The 24742-nt window shown below is 75.0% G+C and carries 18 protein-coding genes; 11 read left to right on the top strand and 7 right to left on the bottom strand.

Translation table 11 applies throughout. From position 1 onward, the window contains the following. The first annotated feature begins 58 nt into the window (after positions 1 to 58). The gene (dxs, locus tag ACZ6O2_RS01760; RefSeq protein ID WP_466021647.1) at positions 59 to 2008 is read left to right on the top strand and encodes a 1-deoxy-D-xylulose-5-phosphate synthase; all 1950 of its coding nucleotides are present in this window, start codon (positions 59 to 61) and stop codon (positions 2006 to 2008) included. 145 nt (positions 2009 to 2153) lie between these two features. Here dxs and ACZ6O2_RS01765 read toward each other — a convergent pair whose 3' ends face one another. Continuing rightward, on the bottom strand, positions 2154 to 3347 hold the full coding sequence (locus ACZ6O2_RS01765) for a hypothetical protein (RefSeq protein WP_466021648.1): 1194 nt from the start codon (positions 3345 to 3347) through the stop codon (positions 2154 to 2156). A gap of 187 nt (positions 3348 to 3534) precedes the next feature. On the opposite strand from ACZ6O2_RS01765, the gene ACZ6O2_RS01770 reads away from it, so the two are divergent. Further along, a complete protein-coding gene (locus ACZ6O2_RS01770) occupies positions 3535 to 5571 on the top strand; it encodes a DUF6311 domain-containing protein (RefSeq protein ID WP_466021649.1) in 2037 nt (678 codons plus the stop codon). Next, positions 5571 to 7361, top strand: a complete 1791-nt coding sequence (locus ACZ6O2_RS01775; RefSeq protein ID WP_466021650.1) for a DUF6311 domain-containing protein — start codon at positions 5571 to 5573, stop codon at positions 7359 to 7361. The genes ACZ6O2_RS01770 and ACZ6O2_RS01775 overlap by 1 nt, the downstream gene beginning before the upstream one ends. A 4-nt stretch (positions 7362 to 7365) precedes the next feature. Here ACZ6O2_RS01775 and ACZ6O2_RS01780 read toward each other — a convergent pair whose 3' ends face one another. Further along, a complete protein-coding gene (locus tag ACZ6O2_RS01780) occupies positions 7366 to 9213 on the bottom strand; it encodes a DUF6311 domain-containing protein (protein ID WP_466021712.1) in 1848 nt (615 codons plus the stop codon). Positions 9214 to 9320: 107 nt separating this feature from the next. On the opposite strand from ACZ6O2_RS01780, the gene ACZ6O2_RS01785 reads away from it, so the two are divergent. Together ACZ6O2_RS01785 and ACZ6O2_RS01790 are read left to right on the top strand one after the other, a co-directional pair. Next, entirely contained in the window at positions 9321 to 10604 is a 1284-nt protein-coding gene (locus ACZ6O2_RS01785; protein ID WP_466021651.1) for an outer membrane protein assembly factor BamB family protein, read from the top strand. 19 nt (positions 10605 to 10623) lie between these two features. Then, positions 10624 to 11901, top strand: coding sequence for an outer membrane protein assembly factor BamB family protein (locus tag ACZ6O2_RS01790; RefSeq protein ID WP_466021652.1), 1278 nt, complete (start codon positions 10624 to 10626; stop codon positions 11899 to 11901). Between the two features lie 70 nt (positions 11902 to 11971). On the opposite strand, the gene ACZ6O2_RS01795 is transcribed toward ACZ6O2_RS01790, so the two are convergent. After that, entirely contained in the window at positions 11972 to 13267 is a 1296-nt protein-coding gene (locus ACZ6O2_RS01795; RefSeq protein ID WP_466021653.1) for a peptidase C39 family protein, read from the bottom strand. Between the two features lie 149 nt (positions 13268 to 13416). On the opposite strand from ACZ6O2_RS01795, the gene ACZ6O2_RS01800 reads away from it, so the two are divergent. The 4 genes from ACZ6O2_RS01800 (at position 13417) to ACZ6O2_RS01815 (ending at position 16284) form a co-directional block, all read left to right on the top strand. Continuing rightward, positions 13417 to 14085 carry a response regulator transcription factor gene (locus ACZ6O2_RS01800; protein ID WP_350711019.1) on the top strand — a complete coding sequence of 223 codons (669 nt, stop codon included), beginning with the start codon at positions 13417 to 13419 and terminating at the stop codon, positions 14083 to 14085. Between the two features lie 56 nt (positions 14086 to 14141). Then, the gene (locus tag ACZ6O2_RS01805; RefSeq protein WP_350711021.1) at positions 14142 to 15323 is read left to right on the top strand and encodes a sensor histidine kinase; all 1182 of its coding nucleotides are present in this window, start codon (positions 14142 to 14144) and stop codon (positions 15321 to 15323) included. Positions 15324 to 15490: 167 nt separating this feature from the next. Then, the gene (locus ACZ6O2_RS01810; RefSeq protein ID WP_350711022.1) at positions 15491 to 15901 is read left to right on the top strand and encodes a VOC family protein; all 411 of its coding nucleotides are present in this window, start codon (positions 15491 to 15493) and stop codon (positions 15899 to 15901) included. Continuing rightward, entirely contained in the window at positions 15898 to 16284 is a 387-nt protein-coding gene (locus tag ACZ6O2_RS01815) for a VOC family protein (protein ID WP_350711024.1), read from the top strand. Before ACZ6O2_RS01810 ends, ACZ6O2_RS01815 begins: the two co-directional genes overlap by 4 nt. 63 nt (positions 16285 to 16347) lie before the next feature. On the opposite strand, the gene ACZ6O2_RS01820 is transcribed toward ACZ6O2_RS01815, so the two are convergent. The 4 genes from ACZ6O2_RS01820 to ACZ6O2_RS01835 all read right to left on the bottom strand — a co-directional run bounded on the left by ACZ6O2_RS01820 (position 16348) and on the right by ACZ6O2_RS01835 (position 22357). Beyond that, positions 16348 to 17319 carry a RodZ family helix-turn-helix domain-containing protein gene (locus ACZ6O2_RS01820; RefSeq protein ID WP_350711026.1) on the bottom strand — a complete coding sequence of 324 codons (972 nt, stop codon included), beginning with the start codon at positions 17317 to 17319 and terminating at the stop codon, positions 16348 to 16350. Between the two features lie 162 nt (positions 17320 to 17481). Further along, positions 17482 to 19548, bottom strand: coding sequence for a 3-hydroxyacyl-CoA dehydrogenase NAD-binding domain-containing protein (locus tag ACZ6O2_RS01825; RefSeq protein ID WP_466021654.1), 2067 nt, complete (start codon positions 19546 to 19548; stop codon positions 17482 to 17484). Next, entirely contained in the window at positions 19545 to 20741 is a 1197-nt protein-coding gene (locus ACZ6O2_RS01830) for a thiolase family protein (RefSeq protein ID WP_350711030.1), read from the bottom strand. Before ACZ6O2_RS01830 ends, ACZ6O2_RS01825 begins: the two co-directional genes overlap by 4 nt. Positions 20742 to 21028: 287 nt before the next feature. Further along, on the bottom strand, positions 21029 to 22357 hold the full coding sequence (locus tag ACZ6O2_RS01835; protein WP_350711032.1) for a ribonuclease D: 1329 nt from the start codon (positions 22355 to 22357) through the stop codon (positions 21029 to 21031). Positions 22358 to 22564: 207 nt separating this feature from the next. On the opposite strand from ACZ6O2_RS01835, the gene ACZ6O2_RS01840 reads away from it, so the two are divergent. Together ACZ6O2_RS01840 and ACZ6O2_RS01845 are read left to right on the top strand one after the other, a co-directional pair. Continuing rightward, complete coding sequence (locus ACZ6O2_RS01840) at positions 22565 to 23767, top strand: S1C family serine protease (protein WP_466021655.1); 1203 nt, start codon at positions 22565 to 22567, stop codon at positions 23765 to 23767. A 78-nt stretch (positions 23768 to 23845) separates the two neighbouring features. After that, positions 23846 to 24730 carry a hypothetical protein gene (locus tag ACZ6O2_RS01845; protein WP_466021656.1) on the top strand — a complete coding sequence of 295 codons (885 nt, stop codon included), beginning with the start codon at positions 23846 to 23848 and terminating at the stop codon, positions 24728 to 24730. Positions 24731 to 24742: the final 12 nt, after the last annotated feature.

Raw genomic sequence — 24742 nt, forward strand, 5'->3', positions numbered from 1 at the left:
GGCGGCGATGATCCCGGCCAGGCTGCGGACTGTGCGGCGGCCGATAGACTCTTCCGTCATGAGTGTTGAAGAGGGCACGGTCCACCACGCCGGGCTGCTGGCCACCGTCCGGGGTCCGCAGGACGTCAAGCGGATGTCCGCCGAGGAGCTGGACATCCTCGCCGCCGAGATCCGTGACTTCCTGATCGCCAAGGTCTCCCGCACCGGCGGGCACGTCGGCCCCAACCTGGGCGTGGTCGAGCTGACGCTGGCCATGCACCGCGTCTTCGACTCGCCGCGCGACCGGCTCCTGTTCGACACCGGCCACCAGGCGTACGTGCACAAGATCCTCACCGGGCGGCAGGTCGGCTTCGACAAGCTGCGCCAGCGCGGCGGCCTCTCCGGCTACCCGAGCCAGGCCGAGAGCGAGCACGACCTGGTCGAGAACTCGCACGCCTCCACCGCCCTGTCCTACGCCGACGGGCTGGCCAAGGCGTACGCCCTGCGGGGCGAGCAGCGCAGCGTCGTCGCGGTGGTCGGCGACGGCGCGCTCACCGGCGGCATGTGCTGGGAGGCGCTGAACAACATCGCGACCGCCGGCAACCCGCTCGTCATCGTGGTCAACGACAACGGCCGGTCGTACGCGCCGACCATCGGCGGGCTCGCCGACCACCTCTCCTCGTTGCGGCTCAACCCCGGCTACGAGAAGGTCCTCGACACCGTCAAGGACGCGCTCGGCTCGACGCCGCTGGTCGGCAAGCCGATGTACGAGGTGCTGCACGCGGTCAAGAAGGGCATCAAGGACGCGGTCGCCCCGCAGGCGATGTTCGAGGACCTCGGCATCAAGTACGTCGGCCCGGTCGACGGCCACGACGTGGTGGCGGTCGAGTCGGCGCTGCGCGCGGCGAAGCACTTCGGCGGCCCGGTGATCGTGCACGCCGTCACCCGCAAGGGCTACGGCTACCGCCCGGCCGAGGAGGACGAGGCGGACTGCCTGCACGGCCCGGGTGCTTTCGACGCCGAGACCGGCAAGTCGCTCGCCGGGCCCTCGGTGAAGTGGACCCACGTCTTCGCCGACGAGCTGGTCGCGATCGCCGACGAGCGGCCCGACGTGGTCGGCATCACCGCCGCGATGGCCGAGCCGACCGGCATCGCCAAGCTGGCCCGCAAGCACCCGAACCGGGTGTACGACGTGGGCATCGCCGAGCAGCACGCGGCCACCTCGGCCGCCGGCCTGGCGCTCGGCGGGCTGCACCCGGTGGTGGCGGTCTACGCGACCTTCCTCAACCGCGCCTTCGACCAGGTCCTGCTGGACGTGGCGATGCACAAGCTGCCGGTGACCTTCGTGCTGGACCGGGCCGGGATCACCGGCCCCGACGGGCCGAGCCACTACGGCATGTGGGACATGTCCGTCTTCGGGGTCGTGCCGGGCCTGCGGATCGCCGCGCCCCGCGACGCCGCCACCCTCCGCGAGGAACTGCGCGAGGCGGTGGCCGTCGACGACGGCCCCACCATCGTCCGGTTCCCGACCGGCACCGTCGCCGCCGACCTGCCGGCTGTGCGCCGAATCGGCACCGTCGACGTGCTGGCCGAGTCGGCGCGTACGGACGTGCTGCTGGTCGCGGTCGGCTCCTTCGGGCACCTCGGCATGGAGGTGGCCGCCCGCGTCGCCGAGCAGGGCTACGGCGTCACCGTGGTCGATCCGCGCTGGGTCCGGCCGGTCCCGGCCGAGCTGGTCGAGCTGGCCGCCGGGCACCGCCTCGTGGTCACCGTCGAGGACGGCGTGCGGGTCGGCGGCGTCGGCGACGCCCTCGCCCAGGCGATGCGGGACGCCGACATCCGGGTGCCGCTGCGCGACCTCGGCGTGCCGGCGGACTGGCACCCGCACGGCACCCGCGCGCAGATCCTCGCCGACCTCGGCCTGACCGCCCAGGACGTGGCCCGCGACGTCACCGGCTGGATCTCCCGGCTGGACGTCGAGCCGGTCGAGCCGGTCATCACCGCCGACGACGCGACCGCGCAGAACTGACGCACCGAACGCAGGCGGCGGGCGGCCCTCCCGGGCCACCCGCCGCCGTCGTGTCACCCACCCCCACGCACCAGACACCCCGCCCGCCAGCTTCCCGAGCGCCGTCAATGGCCCGTTATGCCCGGACGGGGTGGGGTGGGGTGGGTCAGCGCCCGCCGAGGGAGCGGTAGTGGGTCTTCTCGGCGCTGGCCAGGCTGAACGTCTCCGAGCGGGCCGGCATCGGCACGACGACCAGGCCGGGCCGGTCCACCAGGCGCGGGGTCTCCGGCGGCGTCGACAGCGAGCTGTCCCGGGTGGACCGCCAGCTCAGCACCGCCAACGGCTGCCCCGGCACCGGCAGCGCGTACGCCTGCAACGGGCTGGACTGGTCGGCGGGGGAGAGCACCGGCGGGCCCCCGTCGGACGGGCGGTAGACCACCGCGGTCATCGTCCCGTCCGCGGTCTCCCAGCTGAGCTGCTCCAGCTCCGCCGGCTCGCCGCCGCCGAGGGCGACCTCGCCCAGGGTGCGGACCGTCAGCTTGGACATCGGCCAGGACGACGGCGTGGAGCGCGGGGCGTCCCGGTCGCCGATGCGGCGGGGGACGCTGCCGAACGGCCCCTCCTCGCCGGCGAGCACGCAGGTGTCGAGGCCCTTGAGGGCCCGCTTGCCGGAGCCGCTCTCGTCCCGCACGAGCGGATAGCGCGGGTCGGTGGTGCCGGTGCCCAGGTCGAGCAGCCGGTCGGCGGAGCGGCCCCGGGGCAGCGACTCGGTCGCCTTCAGCGTGGCGGTCACCCCGACGGCCCGGCAGGCCGGCACGTCCACCGGCTCGGTGAGGCCGTCGACGTTGCGCAGCGCGCGGCCGTCCGGCCCGAGCAGCCGCTCGACCCGGCTCGACGTCAGGTAGCGCCGGCCGGCGCCGGTGTGCACGGGAAGCACGTCGGAGTAGACGAGGTAGCCGGGGTCGGTGTACTCGGCGGCGCGGGTGACCGCGTACCGGCCGCCGTCGGCGGTGACCTGGAGCAGCCAGGACGCGCTCTCGCCGGGCACGTCGGCGGCCACCAGCACCAGCGGCGCGCCGTCCACCTCGCCGGACCAGAGGATCCCGGAGGTGGGCAGGTGCACCCGGTCCTCGGCCGGCGACCGCCAGTCGCGGACCGCCCCGGTCACCGCCGCGGTCACGGTGGCGTCGCCCGCGAGCGCGCCGCGCGGCGGCCACACCGCCAGGTCGCCGTCGAGGCTGTCGTACCCGACCCGCAGGTCGCCCGGCTGACGGTCGGCGACCGGACCGCAGGCCGTCGCGGTGAGCAGCAGAGTCAGCAGTGCGGTGGCCGTGATGCCGCGCCGGCGGACTGGAGCCACCTGTACGCCCCCTCGATCGCCTCAGCCGTGGTCTACGGAAAGCGCCATAGTACGAGATGTCCGATCACCCGGACGCGGCGCCTCGTCCGCCGACCGGCCGCAGGTCGCACGGCCGGCCGACACGCGCCACAGTGGACGCTGACGTGGTTTCAGGGCGAATGTCCCGCTCGGGTAGACTCCGCCGACTGTGACGCCTGCCGAGACCCGCGCCGAATCCTCGCCGGAATCCGACGCCGCCGCGGCCTCCGCATCCGACCCCGCCGCCCGGCCCGACCGCGGTGACGCCGGTGACCGTACGTCGAACGGCGGCGCACCCGTCCCCGCCACCCGGGCCCCGGCCGAGGCCACCGGGCCGTCGGTCGCCGCTGCCGAGGTCGACGCCGCCGCCGGAACGCCGTCGAAGACCGTCGCCGGCACCTCGCCGGCGGCGGACGGCGGGGCCGGGGCGCCGGCGGCGGACGACGGGGCGGCCCCCGCCCGGCCGCGGCGCTGGGCCCGACGCCGCCAGGACCTCGTGGTCTTCGGCCTGTTCCTGCTCGCCGCGGTCTGGGTGACCAGCCAGATCTGGGTGGACCCGGCCGGCCGGGTGGCCTCGCTCTACAGCAGCGACCCGGCCCAGGTGCAGTTCTTCCTCGCCCACTCGGTACGCGTGGTGCTGCACGGCGAGTTCCCGTTCTTCACCGAGCAGTTCAACTACCCCGACGGGGTCAACCTGATGGCCAACACGGCCATCCTCGCGCTGGGCATCCCGATGGTGCCGGTGACCCTGCTCTTCGGCCCGGCCGTGACGTTCGTGGTGCTGGTCACCCTCGCCCTCGCCGGCACCGCCTCGGCCTGGTACTTCGTGCTCTCCCGGCACGTCGTGCGCAGCCCGCTGGCGGCGGCGGTCGGCGGCTGGTTCTGCGGGTTCTCGCCGGCGATGCTGTCGCACGCCAACTGGCACCCCAACATCATCTCCCAGTTCCTGCTGCCGTTCATCGTCTGGCGGGTGCTGGTCATCACCCGGTCCCGGCGGCCGTGGCGCGACGGTCTGGTGCTCGCCCTGCTGGTCACCGTCCAGGCGTTCATCAACGAGGAGATCCTGCTCTTCACGGCGTTGGCGTGCGGGGTGTTCCTGCTCGCCGTGCTCGCCCAGCGTCCGGCGCTCTGGTCGGCGGCGTGGCGGCCGCTGGCGAAGGCCCTGGCGACCTGCACCGTCGTCGCCGGGGCGCTGCTGGCGTACCCGCTCTACGTCCAGTTCGCCGGGCCGATGGCGTACCACGGGCTGAGTGACGCGGTCCGCGACTACGGCAACGACATCGCCGCGTTCTTCGCCCCCGGCTCGCCGACGCTCGGCGGCAACGAGCGCGCGAACATCAACCTCGCCCCGAACTACTCCGAGGAGAACGCCTTCTTCGGCTGGAGCCTCTCCCTGATCGCCGTCGGCATCGTGGCCTGGCTGCGGCGGGAGCTGCTGGTCCGGGCGCTCGCCGTGACCGGGGTCTTCTTCGCCGTGCTCTCGCTCGGCGAGCGGGTGTCCTGGTGGGACCGCGAGCTGGTCACCGGGCCGTGGGAGTGGCTGGTCCGGCTGCCGCTGCTCGACGCGGTGGTGCCGACCCGGTTCGGCCTCATCACCGGCGTGGTGGTCGGCATCCTGCTGGCGCTGGCCGTCGAGCGCTCCCGGGCGCTGCCGGTCGAGCCGCGGACGCTGCGTACGCTCACCGTCGCCGGGCTCGTCCTCGCGCTGCTGCCGATCGCGCCGATGCCGCTGAAGGTCACCTCGCGCCCGCCGGTGCCGGACTTCATCACCGCCGACCGGTGGCGCGACTACGTCGGGCCGGACCAGACCCTGGTGCCGATCCCGGTGCCGAACATGGGCCACACCCACGGGATGCGCTGGGCCGCGTCCACCAACCTCGACTTCAAGATCCCCGGCGGCTACTTCCTGGCCCCGCGCAACGGCAACACCGGCGACCCCGGCCGCTTCGGTGGCCGGCCCAGCGGGGTGGGGCAGTTGCTGGAGGAGGTCGCGTCGACCGGCCGTACCCCCGAACTGGACGACCGGCAGCGCCGCCGGTCGCTCGACGAGCTGCGGCACTGGCGGGCGGCCATCCTGGTGCTCCCGGTCGACCAGCACCACGCCGAGCCGCTGCGGCGCACCGTCGAGCAGCTGGTCGGCCCCGGCCGCCGGGAGCTGGACGTCTGGGTGTGGGACGTCCGGGCGCTGACCGACCAGCCGGCCTGATGGCCGCCCCGGCGGCGACCGGCACCGTCGACGCGGCACCAGCCCGGCGCCCGCGCCGGCTGCCGGCCCGCGCCGCCGACGCGCTGGTCGTCGCCGGTTATCTCGCCCTGGCGGTGCTGCTGACCGTCGGCCAGTGGGGGCGGCCGGGGCGGCTGTTCCACCAGGCGGGGGACCAGATCCTCTTCGAGTGGATGCTGGCCCGCGCGGCCCGGGCCGTGACGGGCCTGGAGAACCCGCTGTACAGCTCGGCGCTGAACGCGCCGGACGGCGTGAACCTGATGGCCAACACGTCGGTGCTCGGCCTGGGTGTGCCGCTGACCCCGGTCACCCTGCTGTTCGGCTCGCAGGCGGCGTTCCTGGTGGCGGTGGTCGGCTGCCTCGCCGGCACCGCGACCGCCTGGTACGTCCTGCTGCGCCGCCGGCTGGTCGACTCCCGGGTGGCCGCGGCCGTCGGCGGCCTGTTCTGCGGCTTCGCCCCGGGCATGGTCGCGCAGGCCGGGGCGCACCTGCACATGGCCGCGCAGTTCCTGGTGCCGGCGATCCTGGCGCTGGTGTTCCACCCCGACCCGCGCCGGGCGGTGCGGCACGGGGCGCTGCTGGGGCTGCTGGTGGCGTACCAGGTCTTCCTCGGCGAGGAGGTGCTGGTCTTCCTGGTGCTGGCGGCCGGGACGTTCGCGCTCGCGTACGCGGTGGCCGACCGGTCGGCGGCCCGCCGGTCGGCGCCCGCGCTGCTCGTGCGGCTGGGGATCGGCGTGGCGGTCTCGCTGCCGCTGCTGGCGTACCCGCTGTGGTTCCAGTTCTTCGGCCCGGGCCACTACCGGGGGATGCCCTTCCACACGTACGGCTACCAGCTCGACGCCGCGTCGTTCACCGCCTCCGCCCGGCAGACCGTGTTCGGCGACGACCACCTGCCGGGCCTGCTCGCGCCGAACCCGACCGAGGAGAACTCCTTCTTCGGGCCGGGGCTGCTGGTGCTCGCCGTGGTGGTCGTGATCTGGCTGTGGCGCCGGCCGTCGGTCCGCGCGCTGGCCGTCTGCGGGGTGCTCTTCGCGCTGCTCTCCCTCGGCGCGCAGGTGCGCCTGGACGGCGCGGCCACCGGCATCCCCGGCCCGTACCGGCTGGTCGCGGAGCTGCCGCTGCTCGACCTCGCGGTGCCGGCGCGCTTCCCGCTGGTCTGCATCCCGGTGCTGGGCATCCTGCTCGCCCTCTCCCTGGACCGCCTCCGCGCCGCCACAGGGGCCGAACCACGGCCGGGCGGGGTGCCGGTGCGGCTGCTCTGGGGCGGGGCGGTGGCCGCCGCGCTGCTGCCGCTGTTCCCCACCCCGATCCGGACCGTGCCGGCCTGGCCGGTGCCGGCCTTCGTGGCCGAGGGCGGCTGGCGCGCGTACGTCCCGCCGGGTCGGACCGTGGTGCCGGTGCCGCCGGTGACGGGTGCCGGGGTCAGCCCGGCGATGCTCTGGTCGGCCCGCACCGGGCTGGCCTTCCCGGCGCCGGGCGGCTACTTCATCGGCCCCCGGGCCGCCGACGACCCGGCCGCCCGCTGGGGCGCGCCGGATCGTCCCACGGCCGCGCTGCTGCGCCGGGCGGCGGAGACCGGCGAGGTGCCGGCGGTCACCGACGCCGACCGCCGGCGCGCGGTCGAGGACCTGCGCCACTGGCGCGCCGCCGTGGTGGTCCAGGGTGGACTGCACCACGGCGACCCGGTTAGGCGTACGGTCGAGTCGCTCCTCGGCCCCGGCCGCGAGGTCGCGGGCGCCTACGTCTGGGACGTGCGCCCGCTGGTGGGGTGACGGGTCAGCCGACCAGGGGACGGACGTCCCACAGCCAGACGTCGTCGACGCGCTGCGGCGGGCCGATCAGCGCGGTCATCAGCTCCCGGAGGACCGCCTCGCGCGGGTGCGCGCCGAGGACGACCACGGACGCCTTCCAGAAGCGCAGGTCCTCGACCGCCTGGCGGCGGTTCTCGTCGGTGAGCGGGGGCACCTCGCCGGAGTCCATCGTGGTGTAGACCAGGGTGCTGGTCGGCCGGTTCGGCGCGCCGAAGACGCCCTCGCCCAGCTCGTTCGGCCCGATGAAGTAGCCGCCGGGGATGGGGAACGCGTGCTGCGTCAGGGCGCTCCAGCGCAGCGTGGGCAGGCCGTGCACGTTGCTCGGGATCGGCACCGGCACCAGCGTCCGGCCCGCCGGCACGTACGGGCGCCAACCGCCGGCGGTGATGAAGTGCGGCGGGGGCTCGACGGGCTGCGCCGGCAGCGGGCGGGGGACGAGCGGCAGGACGGCGAGCGCGACGGCCGCGTACCCGACCGGCCGGAGCCACCGGCGGCGCGGCCCGACGCCACCGGTGGTGTCGTCGCCGACGCGGGGGGCCGGCACCGGCGGGCGGCCGTCGCGGGCCACCGCGTCCCAGGCCAGCGCGAGCAGCACGCCGACCGCCGCCCCCACCACCAGGGCCAGCCGGGTCGGCATCATCATCTCGACCAGCGGCAGGTCGTCGGGGATGTACGACCACGGGCCGTCCGTCTCGGTCTCCACCCCGTTCAGGCGCACCTTCGGGCCGATCGAGGCCACGGTGAAGACCACCACCAGCACCGCCACGATCCGGGCCGCGAGCGAGCGGCGGACCAGCAGCACCAGCGCCACCAGCGACAGCAGCACCAGCGGCCAGCCGAACCAGGTGTTCTGCTCGGTCAGCCCGATGGTCTTCTCCACCGCCTCGTCCCCGGCGACGGTGTCCCGGGCGAAGGTGACGAAGGCCGCCAGGTCCTCGCCCCAGTTGTGGAACACCCCGCCCTGCAGGCCCCGGTAGGACTGCGGGCCGTTGAACTGGAACCAGATCGGGTAGGCCGTCAGCAGCAGGGCCAACCCACCGCCCACGCCGAGCGCGGCGGCGAAGGTGCCGGCCACCGCCCGCGTCCGCGCCGGCCGCATCACGGCGTACGCGACCACGGCGACCAGGCAGGCCAGCGCGGTCAGCAGCAGCATCTCCTCGTTGATGAAGATCTGGTACGCCACCAGCAGCCCGAGCACGACGCCGTTGCGCCGCCACCGGCCGGGCTCGCCCAGCCGGAACACCCGCAGCACGATCAGCGGCAGCAGGAAGTTCGAGACGAAGTTGGGCTGACCGTTGGCGTGGTGCACGATGCCGGGCGCGAAGCCGAGGAACGCGCCGCCGACGAAGGCCGCCGCCCGGGAGCGCACCAGGTGCCGCGACAGCACCCAGTACGACGTGCCGGCCGTCGCGGCCAGCGCGGCGCCCAGGTAGAGCGCGTACATGACCTGCGGGCCGAGGAGCATGGTCAGCGGCGCCAGCGGCAGCGTCACCCCGAGCAGCGAGGTGTTCGCCATCATGTTCACCCCGTCCGGGGCGTTCTGGCGGTCGGTGAACAGCGGGTTCTCCAGGTGCTGCACCGAGTACGCGCCGTGCGAGAAGAGCCACTCGAACCAACTGTGGTCGGTGGGCAGGTGCGACGACACCCGGTTCTGCACGTCCACCCAGTAGTTCAGGCACACGAGAACGCCGAGCAGGACATAGGCTCCGATGGCCAGTACGTCGGCGCGGGCCGGCCTCCGCCGGGGCCGCCGCGACGGCTCGGCCGCGACGGGCGCGGAGACGGAGTTCAGCGAGGGGTCTATCACCGGCACAGCCACGACGCGCCATCGTACAGGCGCGGATGCGTCGCTTTTGCCGGGCCGGTGCCTCCCCGGCCGGTTTGCCGGTCCATGCGGGAGTGTGACGGGGAGGACAGCACGTGACGGTCATCGACCTCGGTGAGCGGCGGGACGTCCCGCCGCCGGTCGACCCCGGGCCTGCTCGGACGGTCCGCCGCTGGGTACCCGCACTGGTCGCCCTGCTCTGCTCGGCCGTGCTGACCGCTGCCGCGCCCCGGGCCGCGCAGCCGCCCGGCGCCGTCATCCCGGCCCGCCCGGACGCCGACGTCGTCGTCGCGGGCGACCTGCTGCTGGTGGTCGACCGGATCGGGCCCGACGCGGCGAGCGGCCCCGGCCCGGGCCCCCGGGTGGCCGCCCATCAACTGCCCTCGGGCCGTCCACTGTGGCAGCTGCCGCTGACCGGGCCGGTGGGTCCCTTCCCCGTCGTGCGCGTCGGCGACGTGGTGGTGCTCGACATGCCGGAGGAAGCGGCCCCACAGGTCGTCGGGCTCGCCGCCGCCGACGGCGCGATGCGCTGGCGCGTCGACGGGCAGTTGTACGGCGCCACGCCGGCCGGAAACCTGCTCGTGTGGGGGGTCGCCGGCACCCGGCCGGGGGTGCCGGTGCTGCGGTCGGTGGACGCCGCCACCGGTGCGGTCCGCCGGACGCTGCGGCTGTCCCCGGAGGCCCTGCACTGGTCGGCCCGGGACGGCCGGGTGACGCTGCTGACGGTGCTCGACGGCGGGCGGCTGGAGCTGCGCGACCCGGACTCGGGCGACGTCCGGCGCGCGGCGGCCCTGCCCGCCACGGCCGGGCCGCCCCAGGTGCTCGGGGTCACCGACGACCTGGTCCTGGTGTCCGAAGGGCCCGGTGTGCTCTCCGCCTACGACACCGCCGCCCTGCGCCGGCGGTGGAGCGCGCCGCGCGGCCCGTCCGACCGGCCGTACGCCTTCGGGTGCGGCGTCGTCATCTGCGTCGAGGACGGCGGGCGCGGCTTGCGGCTGCTCGACCCCGCCACCGGCAGTGCCCGCTGGCGCGCCGACGACTGGCCGCTGCTGACACCCGTGGGCGATCGGCTGCTGGCTGCTGGCTATCCGCGCGGCGGTGTGGCGGAACACGTGCTGCTCGACGCGGCGACCGGTCGCCCGGTGCGGGAGCTGGGCCGCTGGCAGTTGGGCGACCTGGCGCCGTGGGAGGACCGCGCAGTCCTGCACCGTCGGCAGCGGGACGGGCGGGTCCTGGTCGGCCGGCTCGACGAGCGGGGGGACGGCATCCGGGTGCTGGCGGCCCTGCACGGCGTGGTCGGGGCGTGCGGCGCGTACGGGTCGCTCGTCGTCTGCCGCCGGGAGGGCGGCGCGTACGGGGTCTGGGAGCTGCCCGGATGACCGGCGGGGAGGGGCGGGCATGACCCTGATCGACCTCGGCGAGCTACGCGACGAGCCGGACGGCGAGGCGCCGCTGCCCCGCCCGCCCCGCGCCGTCGGGCGGCCGCTGCGGATCGCGCTGGTGCTCGCGTTGCTCGTGGCCACCCTGGCGGGCGCCGCGCCGGCACCGGAGCGGGTCTCGGTCGTCGTGCCGGCCCGCGTCGGGTCCGAGGCGTTCCTCGACGGCGACCGGTTCTACGTGGTCGAACCGGCCGAGGGGGAGCCCGGGGGGACCGTCGAGGTGCGCGCCTACGCCCTGCCCGCCCGGACCCCCGCCGACGGCCGGGCGCCGGCTCCCCTGTGGCGCGCCCGCCTCCTCGCGCCGGGCCGGTTCTGGCAGGTGCAGACCGGGCCCGGGGTGGTGCTGTTCTCGGTCACCGGGGACCAGAGCCTCGGCCAGACGATCGCCCTCGACCCCGCCACCGGCCGGGAGCGCTGGCGACAGGCCGGCTACCACTGGGCGGACGTCGCCGGGACGCTGCTGATGCAGGACGCCGCCGCCCTGAAGTCGGTGGACCCGGCCTCCGGGCGGGCGCTCTGGTCGGTGCCGACGCCGCCCGAGGGGGTGCGCTTCGGCCTCCGCGACGGGCTGGTCGAGCGGATCGTGCTGGTCACGGCCGACGGGAGGGCGGAGGTGCGCGACCCCCGCTCGGGCGACCTGCTGCACGCGGCGGACGTGCGCCTCGACGGGCAGCCCTCGTTCGGTCAGCCGACGGTCATCGACGACCTGTTGCTGGTCGCTCGGGCCGGCGTGGTGACCGCGTACGGGCTGGACGGGCTGCGACCGCGGTGGGCGGCACGCGTGCCGCTGGTCGAGCACGTCATCGACTGCGGCGAGTTGCTCTGCGCCGCAGGGCAGACCGGGGGGTTCCGTGCCCTCGACCCGGCCACCGGCGCGCTCCGCTGGACCGCGGAGGGATGGCTGGGGGTGCTGTCCGGGCGGGACGGGCGGCTCCTGGCGCTCGCGCCGGGGGCGACCGGAGAGCGGTTCAGTGTGCTCGACGCGGCGACCGGTCGGCAGGTCGCCGACCTGGGCACGTGGCAGCTGATGCCGTGGCAGGACGGCGACCGGCTCCTCGCCGTGCGGCCGGCCGCATCCGGCGGCGGACTGGTGGTCGGCGAGCTGGACGTCGTGGCCGGCCGGTCCCGGGTGGTCGACCTGCTCAGGGACGCCTCCGGGGACTGCCGGGGCGGCACGGAGGCCGTGCTGTGCCGGCTGCGCACCGGCGAGTACGGCGTCTGGCGGTTCGAGGGCTGAGCCCGGGCACGCCGGATGGTCGTCCGGCCCGCGCCGCCGGGTCACCCGTCGGGCTGCCCCGGGTGCCGGGTCACCAGTTGGGCTGCTCCGGCGCCGGGGGCAGCGGCACGCCGGGCGGCCGGAGCACGTACGCCACCCCGCCGCTGCCGGCCTGCCAGGCGGCCTCGAACCGGTCCCGGTCGACGGTCCGGCGCACCCCGTCGTCGTCCGAGGCGTACGGGTCGTTGAGCACCGGGGCGCCGGTGTCGGTGAAGCCCACCAGCACCAACAGGTGCCCGGCGGTGTCGTAGTCCAGGCCGGGCACCTGGCCGGCGGTGAACGCGGCGGAGACGATCAGCGGGATGCCGGCCGCCACGAACGCCTCCGCCTCGGCCAGCGAGCGCAGCCGGGTGACGAAGGCGTCCACCCCGTGCAGCCCGGCGTACGCGGTGTTGAACGGCCAGTTGCCGGCCCCGGCGTAGGCGTGGTCGTAGCAGTGCCGGGCGGCGTGCACCACCACCGGGCGGGGGCCGGGCGGGGTCACCCAGGCGTACCGGTCCGGGGCGGGGGCGGCGTCCCAGAAGGCGAGCACCATCGACGTGCAGGTGGGGCTGCACCAGGAGTCCCCGCCGCCGCCCCACTGCGGGTGCGCGCCGGCGTGCAGCCGCTGCGAGTAGCGCGGCACGTCCAGCACGGTGCCCCAGGCGGCCGGCGTCGTCCGGGCGGCACCGGGTGCGGCGGCCGGGGCCGGGGCGACTCCGGCGGGCCGGGCGTCCACGCCGGGCGGGGTTGCCACGGACGGTGGACCCTCGGCCGCCGGCCGGGTCGCCGCGGCCTCCGTGCGCGGTGCGGAGGCGACGGCCCCGACGGTGCGCAGCACCGGCGTGCCGCCGGTGTCGCCGTCCGCCGGCCGGAGCAGGGTCACCCGGGCCTGCCAGCCGGTGACCGTCGCGCCCGTGACCAGCAGGGTGTCCGTGTCCACCCGGGCGTCGGCGTCGCGCTGCCCCGGGACGGAGGTCCGGCGGAACGTCTCGTCGTCGGCGGCCCAGTCGGCGAGGACGTACCAGCCGGTGGCCGGGGCGTCGTCGTGCCAGCCCCGCAGCTCCACCCGCAGCCAGCAGCCGTCCGGGGTCTGCCCGGTCCACGAGGGCACCACGTCGCGGACGGCGAAGCCGGCCGGCACCGGCGGCGAGGTCCAGCTGCCCGCGACGTACCGGCGGGTGCGGCCGTCGGCGTCGGTGTGGTCGAGCCGGTCGACCGGGTCGGCCAGTTCGAGCCCCCCGGGGGCGGCGCGCAGCCCGGCCAGGACGCCCCGGTCCGCGTCGTCCGGCAGACGGAAGCCCCGGTAGGCGACGTCCCGCCCGGCCGTCGGCGCCGCGTCGGTCATGCGTCTCCCCGTCCGTCACGAAGGTTGATGCCGGAAGCATCGCGTACGACGAAGGTTTTCTGCAACGGTGGCCGGCCCGGACGGCGGGTGCGGCCCGGGTTGGCGGCCCGCACTAGGTTGTCGGGTGGTCAGGGCGCGAGGAGGCCGGGATGCGGGTACTGGTGGTCGAGGACGAGCGCAACCTCGCCGACGCGATCGTGCGGGGGCTGCGCAAGCGGGGCATGGCGGTGGACGTCGCCTACGACGGTGACAGCGGCCACGAGATGGCGTTCGTCACCCGCTACGACGTGGTGGTGCTGGACCGGGACCTGCCCGGCGTGCACGGCGACCAGATCTGCGCGGACCTGGCGGCCTCCGGCGCGCTCACCCGCGTGTTGATGCTGACCGCCAGCGGCACCGTCGCCGACCGCGTCGAGGGGTTGCAGCTCGGCGCCGACGACTACCTGCCCAAGCCGTTCGCCTTCGACGAGCTGGTCGCCCGGGTGCAGGCGCTCGGCCGGCGGGCCACCCCGGCCGCGCCGCCGGTGCTGGAACTCGCCGATCTGGTGCTCGACCCGGCCCGCCGGGTCGCCACCCGGGGCGGGCAGCCGGTCGACCTGACCAACAAGGAGTTCGGCGTGCTCTGCGAGCTGCTCAAGGCACGCGGCGCGGTGGTCTCCAGCGAGGAACTGCTGGAGCGGGTCTGGGACGCCAACACCGACCCGTTCACCACCATCGTCCGGGTCACCGTGATGACGCTGCGCAAGAAGCTGGGCGACCCCCCGCTGATCGAGACGGTGGTCGGCGCCGGCTACCGCACGGCGGAGGTGGCACGGTGAGCGCGAGGAGTGAGCCGGGGTCGCGGGCCCCGCGGTCCAAACCGAAGGACCCGGCCGTGCGGAGGCGCCTGCGGCCCACCCTGCGGCTGCGGCTGACCCTGCTCAACGGCGTGCTGCTGGTCGGCGCCGGGGCGATCCTGGTGCTGCTGGCCTGGCTGCTGGTCCGCGACGCGCTGCGCCCGACCGACGAGTTGCTCCCCGGCACGACCGTGGTGCTGGCCGACGGGCGGTCGCTGGACGCCGCGCAGTGGCAGCGGCAACTGGTCGACGCCGCCAGCACGGAGCTGCTGGTCAAGGGCCTGGTGGCGCTGCTGGCGATCAGCGTCGTCGGGGTGGCCGGGGCGTACGCGGTGGCCGGGCGGGCGCTGCGCCCGCTGCACCAGGTCACCGCCACCGCCCGGCGGCTCGGCGAGACCACCCTGGACCAGCGGATCGGCTATTCCGGCGCCGACGACGAGGTGGCCGAGCTGGCGAAGACGTTCGACGCGATGCTGGACCGGATCGCCGCCGCGTTCGAGGCGCAGAAGCGCTTCGTCGCCAACGCCTCGCACGAGCTGCGCACCCCCCTCGCCGTGATGCGTACCGAGATCGACGTGACGCTCAGCGACGACGAGGCGGACGCCGCCGAGTACCGCCGGATGGCCACCGTCGTGCGGGACGCCTCCGAGCGGGCCAACGGGCTCGTCGACGCCCTGCTGGTGCTGGCCCGCAGCGAGGCCCAGGCGGGCCGCCGGCTCGGCCGCCGCACCGAGTGCGACCTCGCCGCCGGCACCGCCAACGCCCTGTCGGCCGTACGCCGGGAGGTGGAGCGGATCGGGCTGCGGGTGCAGACCTCGCTGGAGTCCGCGCCGGTGGTCGGCGACCCCGGGCTGCTGGACCGGCTGGCCGGCAACCTGATCGAGAACGCGGTGCGTTACAACCACCTGCACGGCCGGCTCTGGGTGCGTACGGGCTCGGACGGGTGCCGGTCCTGGCTGGTGGTGGGCAACACCGGCTTCGAGGTGGACCAGGCCGACGTGCCGGGCCTGTTCGAGCCGTTCCGGCGCGGCGGCCGGGAGCGCACCGGCGCGCGCGGCTCGGGCCTCGGGCTCTCCATCGTCCGGGCGGTCTGCGACGCGCACGGCGGCACGGTCCGGGTGATCGCCCAGCCCGGCGGCGGGCTGGAGGTCACGGTGACCCTGCCGGCGGCGGAGGCCGCCCCGGCGGTGACCGCCGAGGAACCGGCCGCCGGGCGGTGACGCGGCACCGGGGGTTGCGGGGCGGGCCGGCCCGATGAAAGGATCATGCCGTCAGCCCGACATCCGGAGGGGGGTGCGTCGAATGTTCACCGTCATGATCTCCGCGCCCCGTCTCGCCGGCTGACCCTCACGCATCCGGGGCGCCTCCATCCCCAGCGGAGGAACCCGTGTATCCACGGATCCACAACATCAGTTTCGATTGTCACGACACCTACGCCCTGTCCGGCTTCTGGTCGGCGGTGCTCGGCTACGCCCGGCACGCCGACGACGCACCGGGCGACCCGGAGGCGGTCCTGCTGCCGCCGGGTGGCGACACCACCCCGAGCGTGTTCTTCCAGCAGGTGCCCGAGGCCAAGACGGTCAAGAACCGGGTGCACGTCTGCCTGCAACCGGCCGGTCGGACCCGCGACCAGGAGGTCGAGCGGGTGCTCGGGCTCGGCGCGGTCCTGGTGGACGACCAGCGACGTGCCGACGGCACGGGCTGGGTGGTGCTCGCCGACCCGGAGGGCAACGAGTTCTGCGTCCTGCGCGGCGCGGCGGAGCGGGCGGGCGCGTCGACAGAGGAGGAACACCAGTGAGCGCGACCATCCACAACATCGGCATCGACTGCCGCGACACGTACGCCCTGGCCGGCTTCTGGGCGCAGGTCTTCGACTGCCCCCGGCAGCCGGACGACTTCCCCGGTGACCCGGAGGCCATGCTGCTGCCCCCGGGGGGCCCGGAGGTGCTCTTCCTGGCCGTGCCCGAGGGCAAGGAGGTGAAGAACCGCCTGCACCTCGACCTGGAGCCGGCGGACCGGACCCGGGACGAGGAGGTGGCGCGGCTGCTGGGCATCGGCGCCACCCACGTCTCCGACAACATCCGCCCGGACGGTTCGGGCTGGGTGGTGCTCGCCGACCCCGAGGGCAACGAGTTCTGCGTGCTGCGCAGCGCCGCCGAGCGGGCGGCCGCGGCGGGCTGACGCGGCAAGCTGACGCGGCAGGGGCCCGTCACCGGTGGTGACGGGCCCCTCCGTGCCAGGCGGTCAGTACTTCTGCTCGATCTGGCCGCGGATCTCGACGAACTCCGCCGCCGCGGCGGCCGAGGACGAGAAGAACATCACGATGATCCCGACGCTGCCGTGGTCGGCCCACGCGCAGACGCCCAGCGGCACGTCGGCGGACTCGCCGTCGCCGCACCTGGCCTCGCCGCCGTTCGGACCCGGGGCGATGCTGGTCAGCCTCTTGACCTTCAACTCGCTGGAGATCCCCTTGACCGCGTCGTCGAGTTCACGCTCGGGGTTGAGCACGAAGGTGGAGGCGGCGACAACCATGACCATGTCGCGCTCGTCGGCGCTGCCGTAGAAGGCGCCGGCCACGCCCGTCGCCTGCGGCACCGAGGTCTTCAGTTCCCGCACCATGTCGTCGGCCAGCTTCTTCAGCGTCGGCTCGGTGCTCTGCGGGCGGCCCGCGAGGGTCTCCGGCGTGACGACCCGGATCCGGGGGGTGGAACTGGTCTCCGGGGACGGGGCGGCCTCCGACGACGGCGGGGCGCTCGGCGTGGCGCTCGACGCCGGGGTCGCCGTCGGCGTCGGGTTCACGACCGGGGTGTCGTTGTCGGAGAGGGCGACGTAGCCCACGGCACCCCCGCCGAGGCAGAGCACCAGCAGCCCGACGATGCCCAGGGTCAGGACCAGGTTGAGGTGCGACCGTGCGGGCCCGCCACCCGGCTGGGGCGCGCCGGCGTACTGCGGTGGGTAGCCGGCGTGCGGGGCGGGTGGGAAGCCCTCCTGCGGCGTTACGGGATATCCGCCGTACGGCTGGGTGGGGTACGGGGCCGCGGGGGAGCCGGAGGCCGGCGCGGCGGACCAGCCGCCGTGGTACGGCGGCTGCCCGCCCGCCGGCGGCCAGCCCTCCGCCGGCGGCACGGGATAGCTGTCCGGCTGCGGCGGGTGGAAGTCGTAGTGGGTGTCGTGCTCATGCTGCCCGGACCAGGGATCGACCGGCGGTGAGGACATGGATCAGCTCCAGGCGACGTTGCGAACGCGTGATGGTAGCCAGCCACAACTGCGTCCCGCTATCCGCTTCCCGGCCGGGCGGGCCGCAACGACGATCGCGGTGGCCGCCACCATCCAAGCTGGACGGGGCAACCACCGCGAACGCGGGGGAGCGGGGTGGACTCAGGCGGGCAGGCTGGCGACTCCGCGCGGCAGGAACCGCTGGCCCGTCACCTGCTCCGAGGTGCCGGTCCGGTCCAGGTACGGCGTGACGCCGCCCAGGTGGAACGGCCAGCCGGCGCCGAGGATCATGCACAGGTCGATGTCCTGCGCCTCGGCGACGACGCCCTCGTCGAGCATGAGCCGGATCTCCTGGGCCAGCGCGTCGAGCGCGTTCTGGCGCACCTGCTCGGCGGTGAGCGGCTGGTCGCCGACCACCAGCAGCTTCGCCACCTCGTCGTTGACCTGGTCGTCGACGACGATCGGCTGACCGGAGTCGGCGATCCGCTTGAGGTTCTCGCTGACCCCGAACCGGTCCGGGAACGCGGCGTGCAGGGTGCCGCCCACGTGGTACGCGACAGCGGGCCCGACGAGCTGGAGCAGGGCGAGCGGGCGCATCGGCAGGCCCAGCGGGTCCAGCGCGCTGTTCGCCACGTCCAGCGGGGTGCCGGCGTCGACGGCCGCGAAGACGGTGCCCAGGAAGCGGGTGAGCAGCCGGTTGACCACGAACGCCGGCGCGTCCTTCACCAGCACCGAGGACTTCTTGAGCTGCTTGCCGACCGCGAAGGCGGTGGCGAGGGTGGCGTCGTCCGTCCGCTCGCCCCGGACGATCTCCAGCAGCGGCATCATGGCGACCGGGTTGAAGAAGTGGAAGCCGACCACCCGCTCCGGGTGCTCCAGCTCGGCCGCCATCGCGGTGACCGACAACGACGAGGTGTTCGTCGCCAGCACGGCCTCCGGCTTGACGATCTTCTCCAGCTCGGCCCAGACCTGCTTCTTGACGTTCAGGTCCTCGAACACGGCCTCGATGACGAAGTCGGCGTCCGCGAAGGCGCCCTTGTCGACCGAGCCGCTGACCAGGCCGTACAGCTTGGCGGCGGTGCCCTTGTCCATCCGGCCCTTGCTCACGGCCTTCTCGATCTGGGTGTGCACGTAGCCGACGCCCTTGTCGACCCGGGCCTGGTCCAGGTCGGTCAGCACGACCGGCACCTGGAGACGGCGGGCGAAGAGCAGGGCGAGCTGGCTGGCCATCAGGCCGGCGCCGACGATGCCCACCTTGGTGACCGGCCGGGCCAGGCCCTTGTCCGGCGCGCCGGCCGGCCGCTTGGCCCGCCGCTGCACCAGGTCGAAGGCGTACAGGCCGCTGCGCAGCTCCTCCGAGAAGACCAGGTCCGCCAGGGCCTCGTCCTCGGCGGCGGTGCCGGTCGCGAAGTCGGCGTCCTTCGCCGTCTCCAGCAGGTCCAGCGCCTTGTACGCGGCCGGGACCGCGCCGTGCAGCCGCTGGTCCAGTGTCGACCGGGCGAAGTAGAGCACGCCCGCCCACATGTCCTTATCGACCTCGGGGCGGGTCACGGTGACCTCGCCGCGGACCACGCCGGCGGCCCACTCCAGGGACCGCTCCAGGAAGTCCGCCGGCTCCAGCAGCACGTCCGCGATGCCCATCTCGGCGGCCTGCTTCGGCTTGAGCATCCTGTTCTGCATCAGCGGGTTCTGGATGACCACCTGGGTCGCCGCCGGGATGCCGATCAGGTTCGGCAGCAACTGGGTGCCGCCCCAGCCGGGGACCAGGCCGAGGGAGACCTCGGGCAGGGCCAGCGCCGCGGCGCCGCCGGAGAGCGTCCGGTAGTGGCAGTGCAGGGCCAGCTCCAGGCCGCCGCCCATCGCCGCGCCGTTGACGAAGGCGAAGGTCGGGATCTCGCTGTCCCGGAGCCGGGCGAAGACCCGGTGGCCGAGCCGGCCGATCTCCAGGGCCTGCTCGCGGTCGGCGAGCTGCGGGAGGCTGGTGAGGTCCGCGCCCACGCAGAAGACGTACGGCTTGCCGGTGACCGCGATGAACGCCGGGTTCGCCGCCACGGCGGCGGTGATCGCCTCGTCCAGGCTGGTCAGGCCGCCCGGGCCGAAGCTGTTCGGCTTGGTGTGGTCGAAGCCGTTGTCCAGGGTGATCAGGGCGGCCGGCCGGTCCAGCCCCGGTACGTTCACCGAGCGCAGCAGCGCCTTGGTGACAACCTCGTTCGGTGCGGCGAGGCTCACTTGTCTCCACCCTCCCAGTGCGGGTTCTCCCAGATCACGGTGCCGCCCATGCCGATGCCGATGCACATGGCGGTGAGGCCGTAGCGGACCTCCGGGTGCTCGGCGAACTGCCGGGCGAGCTGCGTCATCAGCCGCACGCCCGAGGAGGCGAGCGGGTGACCGATGGCGATCGCGCCGCCCCACGGGTTGACCCGGGGGTCGTCGTCGGCGATGCCGAAGTGGTCGAGGAAGGCGAGCACCTGCACGGCGAACGCCTCGTTCAGCTCGAACAGGCCGATGTCGTCGATGGTCAGGCCGGCGAGGCGCAGCGCCTTCTCGGTCGACGGGATCGGGCCGACGCCCATCACCTCGGGCTCGACGCCGACGAAGCCGAACGAGACCAGCCGCATGGCGACCGGCAGGCCCAGCTCGCGGGCGACGTCCTCGGAGGCGAGCAGGCTGGCGGTGGCGCCGTCGTTCAGGCCGGCCGCGTTGCCCGCGGTGACCTTGCCGTGCGGGCGGAACGGGGTCTTCAGGGTGGCGAGCTTCTCCAGCGAGGTGTCCCGGGGCGCCTCGTCCACCGTGGCCAGGCCCCAGCCGCCGTCGGCGTCGCGGATCGCCATCGGCACCAGGTCGTCCTGGAGCTTGCCGTTGGCGTACGCCTTCGCGGTCTTCTGCTGCGAGGCGAGCGCGAAGGCGTCGGTGCGCTCCTTGGTGACGTGCGGGACGCGGTCGTGCAGGTTCTCCGCGGTCGCACCCATGACCAGCGCGGACGGGTCGACCAGCTTCTCGGCGACGATCCGCGGGTTGGGGTCGACGCCCTCGCCCATCGGGTGGCGGCCCATGTGCTCGACGCCCCCGGCGATGGCGACGTCGTACGCGCCCATGGCGATGCCGCTGGCGACGGTGGTCACCGCGGTCATCGCGCCGGCACACATCCGGTCGATCGCGAAACCGGGGACGGTCTTGGGCAGGCCGGCCAGCAGGGCGGCCGTCCGGCCGATGGTCAGGCCCTGGTCGCCGATCTGGGTGGTGGCGGCGATGGCGACCTCCTCGACCCGCTCCGGCGGCAGCTGCGGGTTGCGGCGCAGCAGTTCGCGGATGCAGCGGATCACCAGGTCGTCGGCGCGGGTGTTGGCGTACATGCCACCCGCCTTGCCGAAGGGGGTGCGGACGCCGTCGACGAAGACGACATCCCGGACTTCACGGGGCACTGGAGCCTCCTTTTCGACCATGATTCGGCCTCCGCGCCGACAGGCGGCACGACGGACCGAATGAAGGTCGCCGGCACGGGCGTGTTCCTCCGGATGCTACTCGCCAGTAACCACCGTCGGCACCCACCCCCATGTGGCCAACCCCACACCCACCCCACCCCCGCCCCCCCCTGGCCCCGCCCCCCCTGGCCCCGCCCCCACCCGGTGCGCGCGTTGTTGTCGCCCCGGCCGGGGCGACAACAACTTCATGATCAACGGCGAGGTGGCGGGGGAGGGAGGGGCGGGGGTCAGGGGGATGGGGGTGGGTCGGTGAGGGCCTCGGTGAGGTCGGGGAGGAGGAGGGCGATCTGCCACTCGCGGGCGTTGAAGCCGCGCAGCGTCTCTGTCACGGTCTCCTCGGTGATCTCCTCCGGGGGGACCCAGGCCAGGCGGCGGATCGTGTCGGGGGTGATCAGGTTCTCCGGGGGCAGGCGGTGCGCCCCGGCGATCCGGACCACCACCTCCCGGCACCGGGCCAGCCGGGCCGCCGCCACCGGGTCCCGCTCGGCCCAGCGGTGCGGCGGCGGGGGACCCTCGACCGTCGGGGCGACCGGCAGCGCGTCCTCCGGCAGTTGCCGGGCGTCGTCCAGCGCCGCCAGCCAGGTGCGGGCCAGCCGCCGCACCGAGCGGCCGCCGAATCCGGGCAGGGTGAGCAGCGTCTTCTCGTCCTTCGGGTCCAGCTCGGCCGCCGCGACGATGGCCGAGTCCGGCAGCACCCGCCCAGGGGCGGCGTCCCGTCGGGCCGCGATCTGGTCCCGGGCGTACCAGAGGGAGCGCACGCGCGCCTGCGCGCGCGCCCCGCGCACCCGGTGGATGCCGGAGGTGCGGCGCCACGGCTCGGCGCGGACCCGGGGCGGCCGGGCGCCGGTGCGCACCAGCGCGGCGAACTCCTCCGCCGCCCAGGCGGACTTGCCCTGCCGGGTCAGCTCCTCGTCGAGCGCGTCGCGCAGGTCGACCAGCATCTCCACGTCCAGCGCCGCGTAGGTGAGCCAGGACTCCGGGAGTGGGCGACTCGACCAGTCGGCTGCCGAGTGGTGCTTCTCCAGGCTGTAGCCGAGTAGCTGCTCGGTCAGCGCGGCCAGGCCGACCCGCTCGAACCCGGCCAGCCGGGCGGCCAGTTCGGTGTCGAAGAGCCGGCGCGGGCGCAGCCCCACCTCGGCCAGGCAGGGCAGATCCTGGCTGGCCGCGTGGAGCACCCACTCGGCCTCGCCGATCACCTCGTCGAGGGCGGTCAGGTCGGGCAGCGGCAGCGGGTCGATCAACGCCGTGCCGGAGCCGGCCCGGCGCAGCTGCACCAGGTATGCCCGCTGGCTGTAGCGGTAGCCCGAGGCCCGCTCGGCGTCCAGGGCGACCGGGCCGGTGCCGGCGGCGAAGCGGGCCACGACCTCGGCGAGCTCGTCCGGCGTGGCCGCCGGCTGGGGTGTGCCCTCGCGCGGGGCGGTCAGCGGAACGGGCCCGTCGGCGTGCGGTTCGGTCCCCGCGTCCTCCGGCTCCGGCCGGGCCGACGGCGGGTGGTGCGCTTCGTTTCCCGTGCGGCTTTCGGCGGCCCGACGGCGCAGGGGTGGTTCGTCGGTCACCTGACAACCCTAGTGCGCGACGCGATCCGGCGGGTGCAGCCGGTCCGGTGCGTGTCGATCGGACGGTCGGCCGGGTCCTCCCCCAGCCGGACATCGGGGAAGACAAACCCCTTTCACGCAGGTACGGTCCATCGAGCCGTTTGCGCCGGTACGGCATCATCAGGCCCCGGGACACCGCGGGGCGGCTACGGGGAGGGCAAGGCGATCATGACTGCTGGCTACGGGTCGGCGGACACGGGTCCGGCGGGGCCGGGCGACGGGAGCTACCGGCCGGGGCCGCTGCCGCCCCGGATCGAGCCGCCCGCGCCGGCGTACCCGCCGAACGTCCCGGGGCAGGCCCCCGCCGCGCCGCCACGGACGACCTGGTCACCGCCGCAGCAACAGGGCCAGTGGGGCGCCGCCCCGGTCGCCCCCGCCGGCTGGGGGCAGGGTGGCGCGCCGTCCGCCGCCCCGACAGCCCCCGGCGGCCCGACGTCCGCCGGAGTCGCCCCGGGCGCCGGCTGGCCTCCCGCCGCCGGGCAGGCGTCCCCGGGCGCCCCCGGGCAGCCGCCCGTGCCCGGCCAGCCGCCGGCCGCCGGGCCGGCCCAGCCGTACCCCGCCGGCCCCGTCCAGGCGGGCGCCGCGCCGGCCTCCCGGGGCCGCTGGCTGACCGTCACCGCGCTCGTGCTCGCCGGCCTGCTGGCCGTGGTGACGGGCGTGCAGGCGTACCAGATCCACCGGCTCTCGGACCGGCTCGGCGACACCGACCGCCGGCTGGACGCGGCGCAGGCAGCCGACGGGACCCGGCTCGACGGGCTGGAGAGCCGGGCCGAGGCGCTGGAGAAGCAGGCGGGCGCCGCGTTCAACCCGGAGGCCGTCGCCAGCGCGGTGCTGCCCAGCGTGTTCCGGGTCCGGGCCGGCAACTCCACCGGCACGGCGTTCGCCATCGGCAAGCCGGCCGCCGGCGGGGGCACCAACCTGTTCACGAACTACCACGTGGTGGAGTCGGTCTGGGAGGCCGGCGAGCGGGAGGTCTTCCTGGAGCGCACCGACCAGCGTTTCCCGGCGACCATCGTCAGGGTCGACGAGGCGAACGACGTCGCCCACCTGCGGACCACCGGCAAGTTCACCGGCCTGGTCGCCGCGCCGGCCGCCGTGAAGTCCGGGCAGCAGATCGTCGTCGTCGGCGCGCCGCTCGGCCTGGAGGACAGCGTCACCACCGGCGTGGTGAGCGCCTTCCGCGAGGCGGGCGGCGGCCAGGGTCCCGTCATCCAGTTCGACGCCCCGATCAACCCCGGCAACTCCGGCGGCCCGGTGATCAACGGCAGCAAGCAGGTGGTCGGCATCGCCACCGCCAAGGCCCGCGACGCCGAGGGGATCGGCCTCGCCGTGCCGATCAAGGTCGCCTGCGACGGTTTCAAGATCTGCTGACCCGGTCAGCACCCGACCCGTACCCACCGGTCCGGCGGACCATGCCGCCCGGACCAGCTCACGTGGAGGAAGAACGACATGTCCCAGCCACCGACCGGGCCGGGCGGCTACCCGCCGTACCCGCCGCAGCCGCCGGTCGCGCCCGGTCAGCCGCCGTCGGGCGGCGCCCCGCACGGCACCACCTACGGCACCACCTACGGCACCCCCCGCCAGCACACCCCCGAGCCGGCCGTGCCGCAGCAGTACGGCGCCCAGCCCGCCGGGTCCGCCGGCTACCCGCAGTCCGTGCCGCCCGCCGGGTCCGCCGGTTATCCGCAGTCCGCGCCGCCGGCCGGGTCCGCCGGTTATCCGCAGTCCGCGCCGCCGGCCGGGTCCGGCTACGCCCCGGCCGGCACGCCGGCCGCCGCGCCCCAGGCCGGCCAGGTCTCCGTTCCGCCCGCCTTCGGGCAGCCGATGTCCGTGCCCCCGGCGTCCGGGCCGGCGTACGGGCAGCCGATGTCCGGCCCGCCCGGCTCCGCCCCGCCCTTCGGCGCCCCCGCGCCGGGTGCCGGCAAGAGCCGCAAGGTGCTGGTCCTGGCCGTGGTGGCCGGGCTGCTCTTCGTCCTCGGCGGGGTGATGACCGGCCTGTTCGTCAGCACGAGCAGCGAGCTGGACCGCACCGAGAAGAAGATGGCCAGCGAGGTCAGCCAGCGCGACGGCACCATCGCGGCCAACGGCAAGGAGATCGAGAAGCTCAAGGCCGACCTGCAGTCGGTGAAGGACAAGCTGGACGACACCGAGCAGGACCTCACCGGCACCCGCAACGACCGGGACGAGCAGGCCCGGCAGAAGAAGGTCATCGCCAACTGCCTCGACAAGCTCACCACCGCGCTCGGCGCGGCGGCGGCCGGCAACAAGGCGGCCTACGACAAGGCCGTCCAGGGCATGGACAAGATCTGCAACGAGGCCGAGAAGTACCTGTGAGGTGACCGTCGC

The organism is Micromonospora sp. NPDC048040 (assembly GCF_055587185.1).